Source organism: Belliella pelovolcani (assembly GCF_900156785.1).
Taxonomy (GTDB): Bacteria; Bacteroidota; Bacteroidia; order Cytophagales; family Cyclobacteriaceae; genus Belliella; species Belliella pelovolcani.
Genome location: NZ_FTOP01000013.1, coordinates 30,856 through 51,210 on the forward strand (window position 1 = coordinate 30,856; position 20,355 = coordinate 51,210).

The window sequence follows — 20,355 nt, forward strand, 5'->3', positions numbered from 1 at the left end:
TCTATTTCTTGAATACATGGGAATATCTAGAACCGCTTCAACTTTATGGAACTCTTTCCTTACCTTCAACAGCAGCTGAGCAAGGATCAAGTAAACTGCCTGATCAAGGAAAAGCATTACAAAAAAGGGGAGTACATCTACCTGCCTCCCATCAAACCCAATGAAATGTTTCAAATCATCTCTGGAGTTGTGAAAATTGGCTCTTATACTGATCACGGAGAGGAAGTTTGCTACGACTTGCTTTATAACAAGGAAGTATTTGGAAACCTCAGGTATTTGAATGGCCAATTTTTCGAATTTTCAAAGGCTTTAACAGATTGTCATATAGTTTGTTATGATCTTTCGTTTTACAAAAAAATGATTGTACATGACCCTTTAGTGTCTGATTGGTTCAATAAGACCACTATACAAAGGTGGTGTAAGATGGAAACTCGATTATTCAAAATCTGTACATTATCTCCATTAAATAGAATTAAAGCTTTGTTTGATGAATTTGAGGGTAGCGTCAAAGATCCAAATGGTAAATGTTTCAAAATTTTAGATTTACTACATATTGTTGATATTTCTCAAATGACAGGGATCTCTAGACAGACAGTCTCCAAATTGTTAAAAGAATTGAATGATACATCAAACAAAAAGCTGAGCTTCTCAGCATCGAAACCATACTTAAAAAAACTTAGAAATAATGATCAAATTAAATTATAGTGCTTTCATCCTCTTATTGGTGTTTTCCTTGAGTTTTCAAGGCAGCGGCTTCTCTCAGGAAATTAAAAGTATCGCTTTTGGATCTTGCAATAAGCATGATCTCCCTCAACCCTTGTGGAAGCCCATACTTGCTGATCAGCCTGATGTTTTTGTCTGGCTGGGAGATAATGTATATGGTGATACCCATGATATGAAATTACTTGAATCAAAATATAAAGCCCAGAATGCAATAACTAAATATCAAGAATTAAAATCGAAAACCAAGATTATTGGAGTGTGGGACGATCATGATTACGGGATCAATGATGGTGGTAAATTTTACACTCAAAAAGAGCCATCTATGCAATTGATGTTGGATTTTTTGGACGAACCCAAAGATAGCCCTAGAAGAAAGCAGCGAGGGGTATACGCAGCTTATGAATACGGATCTGGCGAAGAGTCAGTCAAAGTTTTCCTGCTAGATGCTAGATACAATAGGGACACCCTTTACCGAGAGGAAGGTGTTTACCTCCCAAATAATGAAGGTAGTATTTTGGGAGAAGAGCAATGGCTATGGTTGGAAAAGGAGCTTAAAAGTAGCACTGCGAAAGTGAATATCATTGCATCTGGTATCCAGTTTATTCCTACCGAACACCCTTATGAAAAATGGGAAAACTTTCCTCAGGAAAGGGAAAAACTTTTTGATTTGATTCATCAGACTGGAATCAAGAACCCTGTTTTGATCAGTGGAGACAGGCATATCGCTGAGATTTCCAAGCTTCAGGATAGTAGATTCAAAAATGGTCTCTATGAGATTACTTCTAGTGGAATGACTCACGTATGGAGAAGTTTCAGGGAAGAATACAACCCATACAGGGTAGGTGGCTTGATCGCTTCACTACATTATGGGCTAGCATATTTTGATTGGGCAAATCAAAAGGCAATTTTTCAAATCAAAGGAGAAAAAGGACAGGTCTATTTAGAGCAGACCATTGAATTATCGAATTAGTCCTCATGGATTGATACATTTATTTTAGATCACTTTTAAATATTAAAATTCGACTGCATTTCCTAAGGGGTGATGCAGTCGATTTTTTTTGAACCTCAGGGTGGTGGAAGATCTCACTACACTCCAGCATAGGCTGTAAAGCCTCCATCTACAGGGATGATGGCACCTGTGACAAATGAGGATCTGCTATCCAGCAACCAAAGAAGTGTAGAACTCAAGTCTTCTGGTTCGCCAAATCTTCCTATTGGGGTTTGATTGATGATCTGTTGACCTCTCTCGGTCAGTGAACCATCAGCGTTTGTTAACAAAGCGCGGTTTTGATCTGCAAGGAAAAATCCTGGAGCTATTGCATTGACCCTTATCCCTGTTTTTGCAAAGTGTACGGCTAGCCATTGGGTGAAATTAACTATGGCAGCTTTGGCACTGCTGTAGGCTGAAACTTTGGTCAGTGGCTTGAAAGATGCTACAGAAGCAATATTGATAATCGAGCAGTTTTGACGACCTACCATGTCTTTTGCAAAGACCTGTGAAGGAAGTAAAGTGCCTAATAGGTTGAGATCCAGTACATATTTGAATCCAGTAGCATCTAGATCAAAAAAGCTTTTAATCTCTTGATCAGATTCATCTCCTGATTGCATAAAGGGTCTGTCTGTGATGCCTTCTGGGTGATTACCTCCAGCGCCATTGATCAGGATATCGCATGGGCCCCAATGATTTTTGATTTTGGTATATGCTTTTTCTAGTGAATTTTTATCCAAAACATCTGCTGCTAAGCCCAATGCTTCTCCTTCATTGCCTAATGATTTTACAAAGGCTTCTGCTTTTTCAAGACTTCTACCCAAAATAGCAACTCTAGCCCCTTCATTTACCAGAGTTTTGGCCATACTGCCACACAATACACCATATCCTCCGGTAATTACGATGACTTTTCCAGTTAAGCTTCCCATAAGTGTCGAATTAAATTTTAGATGAAAGCAAATATATACTTAAGCTTTGCTACGAAAGAGGGAAAGCTTGCTTTTTCTCAAAGAGGATATGATTTTTTTCGAAAAGTTGATTTAGCACTTTTTAATTGTACCCAAAAAACAATCGCAACGCTAAGTAGATTGCGTAGATTGTAATATGAAAAAATTGGCCATAGTCCTTCTTATTCTTCAAGCTTACACTTTTACAGGGGCGCTGGCACAGCAAGATACTTTACAAAACAATCTAACAGTTGTGTTACTCCCATTATTATATTATACCCCTGAGACATCTTGGGCTTTCGGTCTTGGAGCAGTAGGGAATTTCAAACTAGGAGATTCAGCATTACAGACTTATGAAAGTCAGTTGGTGATGGGGACGGCATACACGCTGTTTGATCAATTTCTCATCTACAGTAGTTGGAGGGTCTTTTCTGAAGAGAACAGAAACTTGTTCGCTGGAGAAATAGGTTGGTACCGCTATGTGTACTTCTTTTATGGGTTAGGAAACCAAGTGCAGGATAGTGATCGGGAGCAGTTTGAGGCTACTTTTCCAAGGTTACGTTTTGATTATTTAAGGCGTTTCAAATCCAATTTTTACATAGGAATCAGGTATCATTTCGATGATTTTGAAATTACTAGGATTGAAGAAAATAGGAAGTTGGCAAGTGGGACATTTCTAGGATCTGAGGGAGGGCGTGTCAGTGGGTTGGGACCGATGGTTTATTTTGATTCAAGAGATAGCCAGTTGTACCCAACCCGAGGGGTGTTTGCGGAAGCAAGTTTTCAGACGTTCAACAGGTCTTTGGGAAGTAATTATCAATACAAAAGATGGTTGGTGGATTTCAGAAGTGTACATAGCATCAATCAAAAATCCGTTTTTGTCTGGAATGCTTATTCGGAATTTCTCGTTGGAGAAACTCCATTTTTTGCAATGCCTTTAGTAGGAGGGAATCGACTTCTGCGAGGCTTATTTGAGGGGAAGTTTAGAGATCAAAACCTCGCGCTAATACAGGCTGAGTACAGGTTCAAGATTTTGCCAAGATGGGGCGCGGTTGCTTTTAGTGGAGTAGGGAATGTATTTTCTCAAGCAAACTCTTTTCAATTCAATCAAAGTAAATTTGCATATGGAATTGGGGGGAGATTCCAATTGAGCAAAAAAGAAAAGTTAAACTTGAGGCTTGATATAGCTCACTCACCCAATGAAGATTTGAGAATCTATTTGACTTTTGGAGAGGCTTTCTAGTCAATAGGCTTCCTTACGATTCTATAACTTTATTCAGTACTCCTGAAAACTCAAATAATGTAGGGCTACTGATGATCACTGGAGATTTTCTGTTTTTGAGGAAAATTTCAACCACGCCATACTCAGCGGATAGGAAGATGTCTTCTATTTGACTATTGGGGTAGAATCTGGTATTTCGTCCTTCAGTGATTCCAAAAGCTTTGTCACTGATACTGAGCTTACCTTCCATGTCAAGCTTGTAACCCATGTTTTTGTACCTCACTCTGTTTTGTTGCCAGCTATCCAATACACGCAAGTGGAGTAGTCTGCCTTCTGATTCAAAGTATATTTGATCCCCAGAGTCATTTTGTCCAATTGCCAGAAGTGGGGTGAATTGCATATTTCTGATTTGTCGAAATTTTTCGATCAACTTTTTTTCTTCTTGCACGATGGGAGGAGCGATTTTCCATTTTTTCTCCATTTCTGATATCAATGCTTCCTCCTCCTCAGTCAGCTGATGATCGGCGAGGACTGTTTCCACCGCATCTTTGTAAAGTGATATAATCATCTTATCCAGCAAAGTGGATGCTACAGGGAGGAATGATTTGATATGATCAATTTCCAAAATTGATCCTTCTTGAATTTGTTTTTCAAGCCAAGCCGATGCACAATGAATCGCTAATCTCTCTTGTTCTGCTGTAGTGAGACTGTGAGCATGCGCTTGCCAATTTTGACTATTCTGCTGGTCGGGTTCTAACTTTAGCAGCAATGCAGCTGTTTGATGGAATTTTTTGGACTTGTTTTTAACTTGTTGGTTCCAGAAGACCAAACTCGCACCAAGCAAACCTAGTCCAATTTTGATACTGATATCAGAAATGAATAAAGCTATTAAAATCAATACTATCCCCAATACCAACTTGGTGTTGCCGACCTTTACGAATAGTGGGGGAATAGTGACGATGGGCTTTTCAATACTTCTAGGTAAATAGGTCAATCCAGTATCCGTAAAAATTTCCTCGTCTTCTGTGAGGCTAGCTTTGTTATTTGTAGGATTTGAATTTTTATTTTGAGGATTGATAGTGCCAAGATTTTTTCTGTAGTATAAGCCATGTCTACCACCATGCACATAACTTTGACCTCTTGAGTTAACACCTAGTCGTGCACCTTTGACACCTGCGGAGACTCCAAGGCCACTTTTTGATAAATTGATCCTGATTGGGCCAAAATTGAATCCTTTTCTTAAGTAAAAAGCCATAGCTAAAATTAGAGGTATAGATTGAAAATCATTTCAAAAATATCACCTTTTTCAACCCTCTCTTTCTTTGGTTCTGATGTATAAGTCCTCCACTTTCTTTCTTGCCCAATCGGTTTTGCGTAGAAATTTAAGGCTAGAGTTGATAGATGGGTTATTATTGAAGCTATTGATATTGATTTTTGCGCCAAGACTATTCCATCCGTAGTGATTGACCAGATATTCTAGCATGTCAATTAATCTTACACCATGGAGAAGGTTGTTGATTTGAGTTACTTTTTTAGGATTATCATTCATGGAGTAAATTTAAGTTAAAAACTATGCTTTTTCAAGAAGGAGATTCAAGACGAGAGATGCAAGATACAAGAAATTGCTGTATCGGGAATTTTGGAAATCAATCAAATATTAGCTGGTAGATGGAACACAGATGACGCTGATTGGGCGGATGATAGCGGATAGTTGAAGATAGTCCGACTAATAGGCACTTGAATCCCACTTTCAATCCCTATTCTCAGGACAAGCCCGTCCAACATTCCAACTTTCCAACCTCAATCAACCAATAACTAATCCCCACAAATCTAACTTTCCAGCTTTAAAACCCCAATCTTCCAATCTTCTCAATTTTTCAATCTTCCAATCTTTCCCTCAAATCCCATCAAAAAGCTCAAAACTCTCCAGATACTCAGGAATGGTGGCATCCCAATCCAGTTCTTCCTTTAGTTTTCGTTGTAGGCCGATTCTAGCTTCGTCTTCTCCATGGACTAGGAAAGTGACTTTGGGCTTACTTGTAAATCCTTCTACCCAGTCGATCAACTCTTCCTGATCAGCATGTGCGGATAGTCCTTCAATGTAAGATATATGAGCTTTGACTGGGATATCTAAGCCATACATCCGTACACTGGTATCACCATCAATCAGTTTTCTTCCTCTAGTGCCTTCTGCTTGATAGCCTACGAATATGACCGAATCTTGTTCGTTTGGTAGCCTATTGTATAAGTGATGCATGATGCGGCCTCCTGTAGCCATGCCACTAGCTGAGATGATGATGGCATCACCTCTTATAGCATTGAGCGAAATGGAGGCTTCTTGGCTTTGGTAATAGTGCAGATTTTTATGCTTGAATGGGTTGCAATGATCTTCTTCGAATAATGGTTGTAATCTGTGACATTCCCCAAAAGCCTTATAAAGCTTAGTGACATCTATCGCCATGGGGCTGTCTACATAGATGGGAATATCTGGAATTTTTCCTTTCTGCTGCAAGCGGTGCAAGTAGTAGAGCATCATCTGAGTTCTACCCACAGCAAATGCTGGTATCAATGCCACCCCACCTCTTCGATAGGCCTCTCGAATTGCCCTACCCAATTCTTCTTCAGGGTTTTTGATTTTGGAAACTCGGTCTCCATAAGTTGATTCTAAAAAGAGTATGTCTGCAAATGGAAGTCTTGCAGGAGGATTCAGAATAGGATCATGATACCTTCCCAAATCTCCCGAGAAAACGATTTTTTTGACCTGTTGTGCTCCATTAACTTTCAATTTGACAATAGCAGCACCTAGAATATGGCCTGCATTGTAAAAAGCAAAGTTGAATTCAGGATACTCAGACTGCTCTTTTTCGAAATCGGCCCCCTTGAGGAGTGGAAAGACTCTCTCTGCATCCTCGATGGTGTAGAGGGGCAGAGGTTTCTCGTGCTTAGAGTAGCCTTTTTTCTGCGCATAAGCCGCTTCTTCTTCTTGGAGCTTCGCAGCATCGAGTAAGAGGATTTTGATAAGTTCCAATGTGGCTTCCGTTCCATAGATGGGGCCTTTGAAACCCTCCTTGACGAGTTTGGGTAAGTAGCCACTGTGGTCAATATGAGCATGTGTCAAGATGACCATGTCTATTTCAGATGGGGAAATGGGGAAAGCCTCCCAGTTTCTCTTACGATAATCCTTGAGCCCTTGAAACAATCCACAGTCGACAAGTACTTTGAGGTGATTGATTTCGAGTAAATACCTTGATCCTGTCACTGTACCAGCTCCACCCAAAAACTTAACTTTTACCTTCATGATGATTTGTTTGATGCTTACTACCTAAAGATAAGGTAAAATAGGTAGATTGGTGTATAATTTTTTTAAACCCAAATGATCTCTTTTATTAGAAGTAAATCTTAAGCCCAAAAGAAACTTATTTACACATTATTTCAATTATATTTTCACTATAGTGGCTGCCCAGGATGTATTGATGCAGGTTTTGATTTTGCACAAAAACAACTTGATAAAGAATGCATTACTATTGTACTGACGAAAATTTCTAATCTTCGAAACCTGAAAATCAAATTTGGATATGAAAGTGTAGCTTCAAAAAATGTTTTCCTTGATACATTGGGGCTCTTTGAAGAAAAAGTAGCAGGTTATCCTAGGTTATTCAAATCGAATGAAATTCTTGATCTCGATAACTCTAATTTGAGAAAATACAAGGAATTGGAGCAGATTTTATCTGAATGTGAATAGGGGAGCAGAAAGTCAAATTCCCCCAGCACTTTATTTAAAAGTACTGGGGGAATTCTTCATCATATTATCTGCTTTTCAAGAAGACCAAACCTCATAACTTTTTCAATTGTATTTCCTACCCATTTCTATCTTTCAAGACTTATTTCATAAAGTAGGCTCCACTAAACTTCACTCTAGACAAAGAGTCTGATTTGCTTTGCTTGTGTTCTGAGCGACAGTTCAGACAGAGCAGCCCATCTTCATTGAAAACCCAGTGATTTTGTAAATTCACATCTCTGATTTTATAGCCATTTTTACCCAAAGTAGATCTGATAATTGGAATGGTACTTTTGTCCAAAACAAAAACCTGATCGTAAGGAATCTCTAAAATCAAGTCCAATTCCTGTACCCTGAATTTGCCCATGCTGCTCAGGTCTACGGACCTATCCAATACCAACATGCTATCTACCAGTGTGTAAGAGTAAGGAATAGCTTGAGCATTAGCTATGGCGTCATCATAATTTTTTCCTCTGGCTTTGAATTCTTGGATTAGGGTAGTTTTGCCGCTATCCTTGCCAGCTATTTTTAAGGATACGTTTTGTTTGATATTGATTTTGGCAGTATTCTCTGCTGCCGAGATTACCAATGTTTGCTTAGTAAGGTCTAGCTCCTCCATTAGCGTATGTGTTCCCTCTGATTTGAACTGATTGATGACCGATGGGATCTGGAAAGCACAGATTCCCAAACTCAAAAGCCAAATTCCAAAGGCAATAAAGCCACTTTTTGCATCCAAAACACTTCTTTTGACCCAGACGCTAATGGCTAGAATAATCAAGATTAGTCCAGGGATCAAGATGACCAAAGAAGCTGCTATCGCCAGCCATTCTGATACGATTTCACTGATCCAAGCTGTAGGGAGCTGTGCACCGTCAAAGAGGTAATACTCTTGAGTTGGAACCAAGTTGAAATAAACAGCCAGTACGGCAATGGGAGCAATGGTGATAGCCAATCCAATAGCGAAGATAATCAACCCAAAGACGACTCTAATAATGGTCAACAGTACCAAGCCAAGTGGTCCTAGGGCTTTACCAAGATTATTGATGATCATTCCCAACAATCGAAAAGGAGCCAATATTACCTTTTTGAAGGTGCTCTCTTCTTTTTCCATGATAGGGTTTAGATTTTCTCTAATGGTCGACTCGATATTGTCTAGGGTGATGGCGCCACCTTTCATTTGGATTCGCTCAGTGATGGATTTGGCCATTGGAGTGATGATCCAGAGAATCAAATAAATCACTAATCCAGATCCACCAGCGAAGATCAATGCTATGAATATCAACCTTGCCCACAATACTTCTATGCCAAAGTATGCAGCTAAGCCACTTGCAACTCCACCCAAAGTCCTATCATCTGGATTCCTGTAGAGTTTTTTGACTTGCTTGCTCTCAGGGTCTTCATGTGATACTGGAAGCATCACCCACAATACGATGTATGCAATCAAGGCAAAGAATCCCAAGGAAAGAGAGAAGTTAAAATTCCATGGGAAGGTTTCAAACTTGGCTCCTCCAAGCTTTAAGTTGCCACTAAATAGCAGAAGAATAGCGATCAGTCTTGTCCACAGAGGGTCGATAGAAAAATAATGTGCAAATCCCGCACAAACGCCACCGAGGATTTTCCCTTTTTCCATGCGCATGAGCTTTTTGTAGCCCCCTGCACTGGCATCTTGGGGAGGAGTGATGTATTTATAGAAATCATTCTCCTTATTGGACGCTTCTTGGTTTTCGATAGTATCAGTTTGTGTTTCCTCTTCCTCTATGGCCTTAAAGTCAGCGATAGTTCCCATTTTTTCTATCAGATGACTGACATCTTCTGCAGTGATCACTTGCTTGTTATTCTTGAGTTTGCTCAAGAAAATTTCAGCGATTCTGTTTTCTATATCTGAGATGATCTCTTGATTGTCTTCATAGTGAGAAAAGTGCTTGTTGATAGCTTCCAAGTACTTTTTCAAAGTAGCGTATCCATCTTCTTCTATATGAAATAGGATGCCGCTGATATTGATACTTATGGTCTTTTTCATGATTTAGCGCTTTGAGGTGATGAATTGGATGGATTGAATTAAGTCTTCCCAAGTTTGATCCAGAGTCACTAAGAAGTCTTTTCCTTCTTCGGTGATGGTGTAATATTTTCTTGGTGGTCCCGTCTCTGACTCTTTCCATTGGTAGGATACTAAGCCAGACTTTTTGAGCCTATTGAGCAGGGGATAAAGTGTGCCCTCCACTACGATCATTTTGGCTGCGGTAAGTTCATCGATCATATCCGAAGCATAGACCTCCCCTCGGGAGATGATTTGCAAGATGCAGAACTCCAAGAGGCCTTTCCGCATTTGTATTTGGGTGTTTGAAGCATTCATATATGCGTTGTTTTTCTGTTCTAGATTGAGGGTGGTCGACAGCCTATGTTTAGCTAAGTTGTGATCGCCCTGTGCCAAGAATTAGAGAAAAACTATACCAAAGTTAAATAAGCTACCTTGTTATACCAGTTTCTAGGCATGACCACAGGAGAAAATTTTTGTATTTGAATGAAAAATATTTCTAAATTTCATTTAAAGGCCATTTTTGAATTTTTTGGGCTGAAAAGATTTTTTTGTCACTCAAAAGACAAGTTAGCACCTAGCAAATTATATTGTGGTTGAAGCGAACAATTTCTTGTCCGAAACCGAACAGAAAAATCAAAAAAAGACTACTTTAATTTTTTGAAAATAAGCCAAATACTTCTTTTTTTATGATTACTTTGCAGTTGCGAATTGGGCTATTACATGGGAGTTTTTAAATATTTTGTGGTCTTTTTGGTAGGTCTTGGACTGATTGGAAGCAGTCATGCCCAATCTATAGTGCCGAAGTATTCTAATGAATTTATGAATATTGGGATTGGTGCCAGAGCCCTTGCGATGGGGGGGGCTCAGGTATCCTCGGTCAAAGATGTCACCGCAGCCTACTGGAATCCTGCTGGTTTACTTGGTGTCAAGCACGAGTACGAGTTTTCGCTGATGCATGCAGAGTACTTTGCAGGTATAGCCAAATACGACTACGCTGGATTTACCACCAATATCCAAGAGGATAACCAGATTGCGATTTCTCTGATCCGTTTTGGTGTAGACGATATACCCGATACACGATTTCTCTACGATGCGAATGGAGCCTTGAATTACAACAATATTCAATTCTTTAATGCTGCAGATTATGCCTTGCTTTTATCCTTCGCAAGAGATGTCAGTGATATTTTCAAATTTGGCGTGAATACCAAAATCATTCATAGAAATGTAGGGAAGTTTGCTCACGCCTGGGGATTTGGTTTGGACCTCGGGGGGATGGTGTTGTTAGATGAATGGAGAGTTGGGGTAATGCTCAGGGATGTGACTTCTACTTTCAATGCTTGGACGCACAATGCAGCCATGGTCAGAGAAGTCTATGCACAGACTGAAAATGAAGTTCCTATTAATTCCATCGAACTCACGCTACCCAGAGCGATTTTCAGCGTGACTAGAGATTTTGAATTGAATGATGATATTCGCTTTCAAGGTGTTTTTGATTTGGATTTTACTTTTGATGGTCAGCGTAATACCATTATAGGTACAAGTATCGTAAGTGTTGACCCAAGATTGGGTTTAGAGGCTGGCTACAAGAACCTCTTCTTTCTTAGAGCAGGGGGTAGTAATATTCAAAGGATTCAGAATTTTGATGCTACACAATCATTTGCATGGCGACCTAGCTTTGGTTTGGGTGTTTTTCTCAATGAAAGATTCCATATTGATTATGCGCTTTCTGATATAGGCGGGGTGTCGCAGACTCCCTATTCGCATATATTCAGTGTCAAAGTAAGTCTAAACCCTCTGGATGAAAAGTTCAGATTGAATAAAGGATGGAGGTATTGATGATGAAAAAATTATACTTCATAGCATTTTTGATGTTTGCTTTTTGTTCTGTGTTTGCCCAGAACAATTGGATCAATTATGATAATACCTACTATAGAATTCCGACCGTTGAAGATGGGATTCACAGGATTTCATTTACCACACTTTCTGCCTCTGGTATCAATATATCCAACCTAGACCCAAGGGATATTAGACTTTTTCACAGAGGAGAGGAAGTTGCAGTTTTTATTCAAGGTGAAAATGACGGGCGATTTGACCAAGGAGACTTTTTGGAGTTTTATGGAAAAAGAAATGATGGTACCCTAGATGCCAAATTTTATAAGGACCCTTCGCACGTGGGCAACACCATGTTCAATACCCACAATGATTCTACAGCTTATTTTTTCACTGTAACCCCTGGAATCAGAGGAAAAAGAATGGCAACGCGACAAGCAGCTGATTCAAATTTGCCTAAGCTCAATAGTTATCGTACTCAAAAAGTAGAAATCTTTTCAGATCAGTATAACCTAGGTCCAACCTATTTTCCTGGTTCCAGATTATCCGAATTTGAAGAGGGCCAAGGTTGGGTTTCTGCACCAATTGTCAAAGGTACCCCAAGAAACCTTACCTTCAGTAATTTAGGGAATATTCCAGCCAATCAAACAGCTACTTTAAAGATAGGACTAACTGGAAGGTCTCAAACCCCACATTTGACAGTAATCCGAGTTGGCCCTAATACGTCTACCCTAAGAGAAGTGGGGTCTTTTGAGTACAACAACTTCCAGGCAATTCATGCGGAGGTGACAGTGCAGTCTTCAGATTTCAATACAGATGGTAGTTTGGCGATTCAAGTAATTTCAAATGGTGCTGCCAACCCTGATAATACTTCGCTTGCTTATGTGCAGCTTACTTATCCTAAGTTGATAGCGAATAGAGATTTAAGTAGTGAAATTATCATTACCCCAGCAGAGGAGAGTATACTTGAGTTGAGCGGCTTAGTTTCTGAGTACCTCGCACACGATATCCAAGATCCCAATAATCCTGTCAGGATTCCTTTAACAAAGGTTGGTAATAATGTAAGCCTAAAATCAGGAGAAGCTGGAAGAACGAGTAAGATTTTCTTTGAAAATCAGCTCAATGTAAAAGAAGTTAATGTCATGCGGCCAGTGAAGTTTAGAAATTTTCTAGCACAGGCAGCGGATTATATTATCATCACCAATAGAGCCTTGCGTAGGCCTTCTGCTACTTATGGAGATCCAGTGACGGCCTATGCTGCGCACCGAGCATCATCAGCTGGAGGTAGCTATGATACACTCGTTGTAAATATTGACGAGCTTTATGATCAGTATACCTTTGGGGAAAAGACTCCTTTGGCGATTTATGAATTTCTGAGGGCATACTATCCTGTACACAGGCCAGATTTTCTTTTTCTTATCGGTAGATCTACAGGGATTTTCAGTACTGCTAGGGAAAACGGCGTCAATTATTTTTACAGAAATAGACCCTCGGCCTTTCAATTTCAAGATATGGTACCTCCAGCTGGGTATCCTTATGCAGACAATAATTTTTCGATAGGACTGGATCCACTCAATCCATTTGTCTCAACTATTCCAATAGGTCGAATTCCTGCCCGTACACCCAACCAAGTAGCTGATTATTTAGAAAAGGCCAAGGAGAAAGATGCACTTGGAGTTTCTGAACCTTGGCAAAAAGAAATCATTCATCTCAGCGGAGGAGTTACTGCTTTTGAGCTAGATAGGTATTTCAACTTCCTCAATGGATTTAAAAACACAGCAGAAGGTCCGTTTTTGGGTGGTAATGTGACAACTTACAGGAAGCGATCCAATTCCACTGTAGAATTGATTGATATATCTGGAGATGTGAACCGTGGTGTGAGTTTGATTACTTTCTTTGGACATGGAGCTCCTACCGTTATTGATATCGAAATAGGCTTTGCCTCTGACCCAACCATGGGATACAACAATCAAGGGAAATATCCCATGCTATTACTCAATGGTTGTGACGCAGGAAATGCTTTTGGAAATGCTTTTACCTTTGGAGAAGATTGGGTGTTGACGCCAAACAGAGGATCCACCAACTTTATGGCACACGCCAATATTGGCGTAGATATTTACTTGAGAAGATATAGTGAGTCCTTTTATGCAAAAGCATTTGCAGATTCTTCAATGATCTATCAGCCGATAGGGACAATTAGAAGAGAAACTGAAAAGTTGTTCTATCTCAGATATGGTACTTCAGAAGTAAATAGAGCTCACGCTGAACAATTGGTCATGTTGGGAGATCCAGCTATTAGAATGTTCCCAGCCAATAGACCTGATTACTCATTGAATGTGGAAGAAGTAAGTTTGAGTAGTTTTGACAATGAACCTTTCAATGCACTTGCTGATTCATTGCAACTATCTGTTGTAGTGAGAAACTTGGGAAGGGTAGATTTTGATTCCATAGATTTCAGGATAAGTAGGCGCTTGCCTGATGGTACGAATATCACTTATCCATCTAGGATGCTTGCTCCGATCAGTAGAAGAGATACGATTAATTTCACTATTCCAAATACAGGCATCCCAGCTTTTGGTGATAATCTATTTACCATAGAAGTCAATAGGAGTAGAGATGTGGAAGAATTGACCTTTGCCAATAATTCCATCACAACTTCGCAGTTTATCCCATTGAGTGGTACGCTTAATCTACTCCCTTTCAATTTTGGCATCGTCAATGAACGCAATGTTGAATTGATCACGCAAATTCCTGGGAAATCTGTGGAAGACCGTACCTTGATCATTCAAATGGATACCGCAGCAGATTTTACTTCTGCAAGGAGAAGGGAGCGTAGGGTGACCACATCGAATATTTCTAGGTGGAATGTTGATTTATTTGAAAATATAGCAGCAAAGGATTCCATGACTTTCTATTGGAGATCTAAGTTTCTCAATCCGAGACAGGGAGAAAGTGACGAATGGGTGAGTTCTAGCTTCTCTTATATACAAGATGGACCTGAAGGATGGACGCAGCGAGCAATGCCACAATTAGAAAGCAATAACTTGAACAATCTTGAGGTTGACAATACCAAGAAAGAATGGAAATACACGGATACCAAATTGAGTTTCGGTGTATTTACTTTTGGTGTAGAGGCCGATAGTTTGACATTTAGAAATACGCAGTTTTACTTGGATGGCGTGCCACAGATCATAGATAATGTGCTCAACGCAAATAGCAGACTTTGTCCAAATGGATCTTTGGGCCTTGTTGCATTCGAGCAGAGATCACTGACTCCATATTTGGTGATTCCAATTCCTGGCTTTGATATTTTGGATGGAAGGAGTTGTGGTCGTGTACCGCAGGTGATTCAAAGTATTCGAAATGCATGGCTTGCAGATCCTAACCAGCGGATTTTGATCGACTATATTGATGGTTTGGCGGAAGGCGATTATGTGACGATTTTCTCAGTTGGCAATGTAAACTTTGAGCAGTGGGAGGAATTTGTCTTCGAAAAACTCAAAGAAGTAGGAGCGAATGAAGCCCTACTGCGTAATATGAAAAATGGTGAGCCTTATATCCTTCATGGAAGAAAGGGTATGAAACCAGGTGAGGCCATAGAAATCGTTGGTAAAAAGAACATTGAAGTGGAGCCAAGTCAGCAGATCATCGAGTTTGAATCGGACGTGACAGGTTACTTTACCTCAGGCAGTATCATCACGCCAAGAATTGGCCCATCTTCAGAATGGAAGCGTTTCTTCAATGAAGTAAAGACCAGAGACTGGATTGATGAGGAGTTGACCATCTTTGATGTGATCGGTATAAGAGACAATGGAGAAGAAACTGTACTCTTCCATAATGTACGCGATGGTGAGATAGATTTGGGCTTTGTCAGTCCAGAGCAATTCCCTTACCTGAGGTTGCGCTATTCAATGAATGACGAGTTTTCAACCGCTCCAGCACAATTGAGCAAGTGGCAGGTTAACTATACTGGGGTACCTGAAGGCGTGTTGATTTACAAAGGGAAGGATCCAAAAATGACCCTCCAAGAAGGTGAAAACACCAGCTTGAATTTTGAATTTATCAATGTCTCGAAATATGACTACTTGGATTCGATCGTAGTACAATATGCCTTTAATAATACTACCAAAAGAAAAGTAGAGCGATTTGATTTTAAGATTCCAGCAGTCAAAGCAGGGGATAGCCATGAATTCAGTATAGACTTTGAATCAGCTGGTAGGGGCGGTAATGTAGGATTGGAGGTTTTTGTCAATCCACGAATCATTTTGGAGCAAACTTACAGGAATAACCTGATTGATTTGGTGGATTACTTCAATGTCATTCCAGACAATACCAATGCGATTTTGGACGTGAGTTTTGATGGGACTTACATCATGGATGGAGACATTGTCTCCCCAAATGTACTGATCAATACCATGCTCAAGAATGAAAGGACACTGCTGTTGAAACGAGATACAATAGGGATAGAACTCTTTTTGAAGCGTCAATGTGAAGGATGTCAATTTGAGCGGGTGAACTTCTCTAATCCAAAAGTTGGCTGGTCTCCAGCCAGTGAAAATAGCAGCTTCAGGATAGAGATGCTTCCAGGACCTTTGGAGGATGGCATGTATACTTTCAGAGTGGTTACAGAAGAATTGGGTGTTGACAAACCTTATGAGGTGAATTTCGAAGTGGTCAATGAATCCACCATTACCAATTTCTACCCTTATCCCAACCCATTCAGTACAAGTACCAGGTTCGTATTCACTGTGACTGGGGCAGAAGTACCTGATCAGATCAAAATTCAGATCATGACAGTCACAGGTAGAGTGGTCAGAGAAATTCTTCAGGATGAACTTGGCCCAATTCGCATTGGAAACAACATCTCTGATTTTGCATGGGATGGTAGAGATGAATTTGGTGATCAGCTAGCTAATGGCGTGTATATTTACAGAGTATTGGTCAGAAAAGATGGTCAATTTGTAGAGCCGAGAGCCACCGCAGGTGACAAAGCCTTCAAGCAAGGCTATGGAAAGATGTATCTACTACGCTGATCTATTTTCTAAAAAACCTCCAAATCCCCCAAATACTTAATAAAAGTAAGCCAAGGAAAATCCACCCTTTGCCACTGATACTTTCTTGTCCTATGGCGCTGTAAATATCAAAAGCCAAAGTACCTGAGAAAAATGCTAGCGTAGTCCTAGGTAGCATGCCTATGGTGCCCCATATCACCAACTTTTTCCAACCAGTTTTCATCAAGGCAAATAATAAGTTGGATAGCGCAAAAGGAATTACAGGGCTGATCCTGACAAAAAAGATCAATGCTCCTACACTGTCTTTTTTGCTTTCAATCATAACGGCGGCTTTTGGGTATTGTGTCAAAAGCTCTTCAAGAGAGTCACCTCCCAATTTCTTGCCCCATCCATAACCTAAAAGTGTAGCAAAGGTATAGCTTAGGATAAGTAATGGAAATGTCTGCCATCCTAATATAAAGCCAGATAGAATAGCAAAAAGGGTAGTTGGCGTCAAGGCTAATCCCATCATCAATGTGCCTACGATAACAAAAATCAAGCTTTCAGGGAATGTTGAAATATTTAGATCATAAGGGTTAGCTGATTTGCTGACGATGGTTGGGATCAAAATTAAGCTAAATACTGAAGGTGCAATACTTACCCAAAGTACAGCTAATGCCACCCTTGTATTATTCTTTCCGAAATTTTTTAATCCCTTGAAAATACCTGCCTTTTTTGTCATCTTTGGCCAAATTCATTGCAAAAGAAAGCAAATAAGTCGATTCAGCATCCCAAAATGGAAATTTTCCATAAAATTTGGAATTGTTCTGATGCTGACTTGTTAGTAATTGTAGCCCTTTCTTTAGGATAGGGATCAGATTATAGACCTAAATTTATTTCATTAAACCAATCACCATGAAATTTGGAACTAAAGCAATCCACGCTGGCGTAGAGCCAGATCCTTCTACAGGAGCCATCATGACTCCGATTTTTCAAACATCCACTTATGTGCAGCGATCGCCTGGAGATCATCAAGGCTATGAATATTCTCGAACGCATAATCCAACGCGAACAGCCCTACAAAACAACTTAGCCGCATTAGAAAACGGGAAACACGGTCTGTGCTTTTCTTCTGGCCTTGGAGCCATAGATGCCATAATCAAAATGCTCAATCCCGGTGATGAAGTTATAAGCACCAATGATCTTTATGGAGGATCATACAGGATTTTTACCAAGGTTTTTGAGCGATATGGTATCAAGTTCCATTTTGTATCCATGGAGAACCCAGCCACGCTTGAGAGCTATATCAATGAAAGAACAAAATTGATCTGGGCAGAAACGCCGACCAATCCGATGATGAACATCATCGATATTGCTGCTATCGCTGAAGTAGCTAAAAAGCATAGCATCTTATTGGGCGTAGACAATACTTTCGCAACGCCCTTTCTTCAGAATCCTCTTGATCTGGGCGCGGATCTTGTGATGCATTCTGTAACCAAATATCTTGGAGGCCATTCGGACGTGGTGATGGGAGCGATTATAGTCAATGATGATCAATTGGCCGAAAAATTAGCCTTCATTCAAAATGCTTGTGGTGCTACTCCTGGACCTCAAGATTGCTTCTTAGTCTTGAGAGGGATCAAAACTTTGCACTTGAGAATGGAGAGACATTGTCAAAATGGGAAGACAATCGCTGCATTTCTCAAAAATCATCCAAAAATAGAGAAAGTCTACTGGCCTGGTTTTGAAGATCATCCTAATCACGATATAGCCAAGAAGCAAATGAGGGATTATGGTGGGATGATATCTTTTACCCTTGTAGGAAACAAAATAGAAGATGCCACCAAAGTGTTAAAAAACCTTCACTACTTTGCTCTAGCAGAGTCTCTTGGAGGTGTAGAGTCACTCTGTGGCCACCCAGCGACTATGACCCATGCAAGTATTCCTAAGGAGGAAAGAGAAAAAGTTGGCTTGGTAGATTCATTGATCAGGTTGAGTGTAGGAATTGAAGACGCCGAGGACTTAAAAGAAGATTTAAAAAGGGCTTTGGAGTTGGTCTGAGTCCATCCTTGAACTTTACAAATAATAAGCTCTACCAGGTAGGGCTTTTTATTTGTAAAATCATCTGGTAATCTGATGATTATCATATTTTTTATGGTTGGTTGTTTGTAAATTTATAGTATAGAAATAACTATTATACAGCCATCAAAAACCCTAAATTATGAACAGTTTAGTTAAAAGAAATGGAGGTTTTTGGCCTAAATCGGTTCAGGACTTTTTTGGTGCTGATCCTTTTGATTTGGAAAAAGACTTCTGGATGCAGCGCAAGGAGTTGGAGATTCCTTCTGCTAATGTCATTGAGAATGACAATGAATTTAAGTTGGAGCTAGCTACTCCGGGGTTCGATAAGAAAGATTTCAAAATCGATGTAAGTGATGGAGTTTTGAGCATAAGTGCAGAAAGAGAACAGAAATCTGAGGAAGAAAAGGAAAATTACCATAAAAAAGAGTTTTCTTATTCAAGTGTCAGACGATCTTTCAGTCTTCCTAATCATATTGAAGAAAGTAAGATTGACGCAAAGTATGAAAATGGAATTTTGAAGGTGATTATCCCCAAAAATGACGCTGCCGCTAATCACAAAAAGTCCATCAAAGTAAGCTAGAATGATTTTTTGGAATACAGGCCTTGTTCAGCTCTTGAGCAAGGCTTCTTTATTTTTATTAGTCTTTGATTTAGACTCCTATATATGGGAAGTTAATTTCTAACATGATTATCCACTTTCTTGCCAGTAGAACCTAAAAATTGAAATTAACCTATGATTTCACGACAATCTCGATAAACCGGGACAGGAAATCAATGAATATTTCCTCCGCTGTGACGGAGTCAATATCTATTAGTGTCGTGTTGATCCAAGACCTAATTTAAATTGGTTAGTTATCTAATTGCAGCTACTCGTAATTTCTCATAATGCATCCAATCTTTCAATTTTCAAATGGACTATTCCTCAATCCAAAATTCTATCAAAAAGGAACTTACATTGTGATTCTACTTTGCTTGTCAGTGATTTTTTATTGGACTTGAGAAAACTGTGTAGATCACGGTATTTTTTAGATATCTCTTCTTTGTCTCCAAAATAATAAATAAGATGCTGCATCAAGAGGTGGTTTTGGTACCAATAAAGGAGGGATTGCTGCAGTTCAGCCATTTTTTGATGAACTTCATCTATAAAAATTGGATTGAATCCAGATTCGATTCGAATGTTTTCCATAGCAATGATTACCCTCAAACCCTCGTAAATATCTTTCAAAGCTTTGAAATCTAATTTTGACTTGTTGTCTAAATTAAAGTATTCCAATTCTTCATTGATGATTTGGGTAGTAGCTGTATTGATCATCAAAGGCTTGAGATCTACACAGTTTTTTCTCACCTGATCATAGAGCTGACTCCATGTTTCGAGAGATGTTCCAACTACTAATTCATAGATTTCATTGTAGAGTTTTTTCTTTTCATCAAGTAAGTTTTTCTCGTAACTGTTGTATGTTAAGTCATTTTTAGCCTTTACGAAGTCCAATTGCGCTTGAATGTACTTGATGTGTTTTGTCTTTTTTAGACCTCTAAATAGTTCTTTGAAAGGACCAAAAAGCTCGAATTTCAAATTGGGTGTTTCAAAATGAACTCTACCAAGTAGTTCAATAAAAATTTCAATAAATATTAGTTTTTGCTCCAGCTCAATGGCTTTTTTACCCTTGTATTGCCTACCGAGGTTTAGAAAAGCATCTTTTCCTTCGTCAAACTGTCTGGAAAATAAGCTGAAGATGGGGGAAACCTTTCCTTTCAT

Annotated in this window: 15 protein-coding genes; 7 read left to right on the forward strand and 8 right to left on the reverse strand. The window is 39.5% G+C overall.

What is annotated here, in order from left to right; translation table 11 throughout:
* Nucleotides 1-45: 45 nt before the first annotated feature.
* Both BW935_RS13650 and BW935_RS13655 read left to right on the forward strand, forming a co-directional pair.
* Nucleotides 46-705 carry a Crp/Fnr family transcriptional regulator gene (locus tag BW935_RS13650; protein ID WP_076502342.1) on the forward strand — a complete coding sequence of 220 codons (660 nt, stop codon included), beginning with the start codon at nucleotides 46-48 and terminating at the stop codon, nucleotides 703-705.
* Nucleotides 686-1,693 (forward strand): alkaline phosphatase D family protein, encoded by a 1,008-nt coding sequence (locus BW935_RS13655; RefSeq protein ID WP_076502343.1) that lies wholly within the window; start codon nucleotides 686-688, stop codon nucleotides 1,691-1,693. The genes BW935_RS13650 and BW935_RS13655 overlap by 20 nt, the downstream gene beginning before the upstream one ends.
* Before the next feature lie 116 nt (nucleotides 1,694-1,809).
* On the opposite strand, the gene BW935_RS13660 is transcribed toward BW935_RS13655, so the two are convergent.
* Nucleotides 1,810-2,640 carry an SDR family oxidoreductase gene (locus BW935_RS13660; protein WP_076502344.1) on the reverse strand — a complete coding sequence of 277 codons (831 nt, stop codon included), beginning with the start codon at nucleotides 2,638-2,640 and terminating at the stop codon, nucleotides 1,810-1,812.
* A 175-nt stretch (nucleotides 2,641-2,815) separates the two neighbouring features.
* Here BW935_RS13660 and BW935_RS13665 point away from each other — a divergent pair, with 175 nt between their 5' ends.
* Nucleotides 2,816-3,901, forward strand: coding sequence for a BamA/TamA family outer membrane protein (locus tag BW935_RS13665; RefSeq protein ID WP_076502345.1), 1,086 nt, complete (start codon nucleotides 2,816-2,818; stop codon nucleotides 3,899-3,901).
* Between the two features lie 13 nt (nucleotides 3,902-3,914).
* Here the strand turns inward: BW935_RS13665 and BW935_RS13670 are convergent, their stop codons facing one another.
* From BW935_RS13670 to BW935_RS13690, 5 genes are all read right to left on the reverse strand, one after another.
* Nucleotides 3,915-5,135, reverse strand: coding sequence for a DUF4236 domain-containing protein (locus BW935_RS13670; RefSeq protein WP_076502346.1), 1,221 nt, complete (start codon nucleotides 5,133-5,135; stop codon nucleotides 3,915-3,917).
* A 51-nt stretch (nucleotides 5,136-5,186) separates the two neighbouring features.
* Complete coding sequence (locus BW935_RS13675; RefSeq protein ID WP_076502347.1) at nucleotides 5,187-5,429, reverse strand: VF530 family protein; 243 nt, start codon at nucleotides 5,427-5,429, stop codon at nucleotides 5,187-5,189.
* Between the two features lie 348 nt (nucleotides 5,430-5,777).
* Nucleotides 5,778-7,178 carry an MBL fold metallo-hydrolase RNA specificity domain-containing protein gene (locus tag BW935_RS13680; RefSeq protein ID WP_076502348.1) on the reverse strand — a complete coding sequence of 467 codons (1,401 nt, stop codon included), beginning with the start codon at nucleotides 7,176-7,178 and terminating at the stop codon, nucleotides 5,778-5,780.
* A 583-nt stretch (nucleotides 7,179-7,761) separates the two neighbouring features.
* On the reverse strand, nucleotides 7,762-9,678 hold the full coding sequence (locus BW935_RS13685) for a PspC domain-containing protein (RefSeq protein ID WP_076502349.1): 1,917 nt from the start codon (nucleotides 9,676-9,678) through the stop codon (nucleotides 7,762-7,764).
* Between the two features lie 3 nt (nucleotides 9,679-9,681).
* Entirely contained in the window at nucleotides 9,682-10,011 is a 330-nt protein-coding gene (locus tag BW935_RS13690) for a PadR family transcriptional regulator (RefSeq protein ID WP_076502405.1), read from the reverse strand.
* Between the two features lie 405 nt (nucleotides 10,012-10,416).
* Here BW935_RS13690 and BW935_RS13695 point away from each other — a divergent pair, with 405 nt between their 5' ends.
* Together BW935_RS13695 and porU2 are read left to right on the forward strand one after the other, a co-directional pair.
* A complete protein-coding gene (locus tag BW935_RS13695) occupies nucleotides 10,417-11,532 on the forward strand; it encodes a putative type IX sorting system protein PorV2 (protein ID WP_076502350.1) in 1,116 nt (371 codons plus the stop codon).
* A complete protein-coding gene (gene porU2, locus BW935_RS13700; RefSeq protein WP_317044807.1) occupies nucleotides 11,532-16,559 on the forward strand; it encodes a putative type IX secretion system sortase PorU2 in 5,028 nt (1,675 codons plus the stop codon). Before BW935_RS13695 ends, porU2 begins: the two co-directional genes overlap by 1 nt.
* 1 nt (nucleotide 16,560) lies before the next feature.
* Here porU2 and BW935_RS13705 read toward each other — a convergent pair whose 3' ends face one another.
* Entirely contained in the window at nucleotides 16,561-17,259 is a 699-nt protein-coding gene (locus BW935_RS13705) for a TVP38/TMEM64 family protein (protein WP_076502351.1), read from the reverse strand.
* Between the two features lie 173 nt (nucleotides 17,260-17,432).
* Here BW935_RS13705 and BW935_RS13710 point away from each other — a divergent pair, with 173 nt between their 5' ends.
* Together BW935_RS13710 and BW935_RS13715 are read left to right on the forward strand one after the other, a co-directional pair.
* Nucleotides 17,433-18,578, forward strand: a complete 1,146-nt coding sequence (locus tag BW935_RS13710; RefSeq protein WP_076502352.1) for a cystathionine gamma-synthase — start codon at nucleotides 17,433-17,435, stop codon at nucleotides 18,576-18,578.
* A 160-nt stretch (nucleotides 18,579-18,738) separates the two neighbouring features.
* On the forward strand, nucleotides 18,739-19,179 hold the full coding sequence (locus tag BW935_RS13715; RefSeq protein WP_076502353.1) for an Hsp20/alpha crystallin family protein: 441 nt from the start codon (nucleotides 18,739-18,741) through the stop codon (nucleotides 19,177-19,179).
* 342 nt (nucleotides 19,180-19,521) lie between these two features.
* On the opposite strand, the gene BW935_RS13720 is transcribed toward BW935_RS13715, so the two are convergent.
* Nucleotides 19,522-20,355 carry a hypothetical protein gene (locus BW935_RS13720; protein WP_076502354.1) on the reverse strand — a complete coding sequence of 278 codons (834 nt, stop codon included), beginning with the start codon at nucleotides 20,353-20,355 and terminating at the stop codon, nucleotides 19,522-19,524.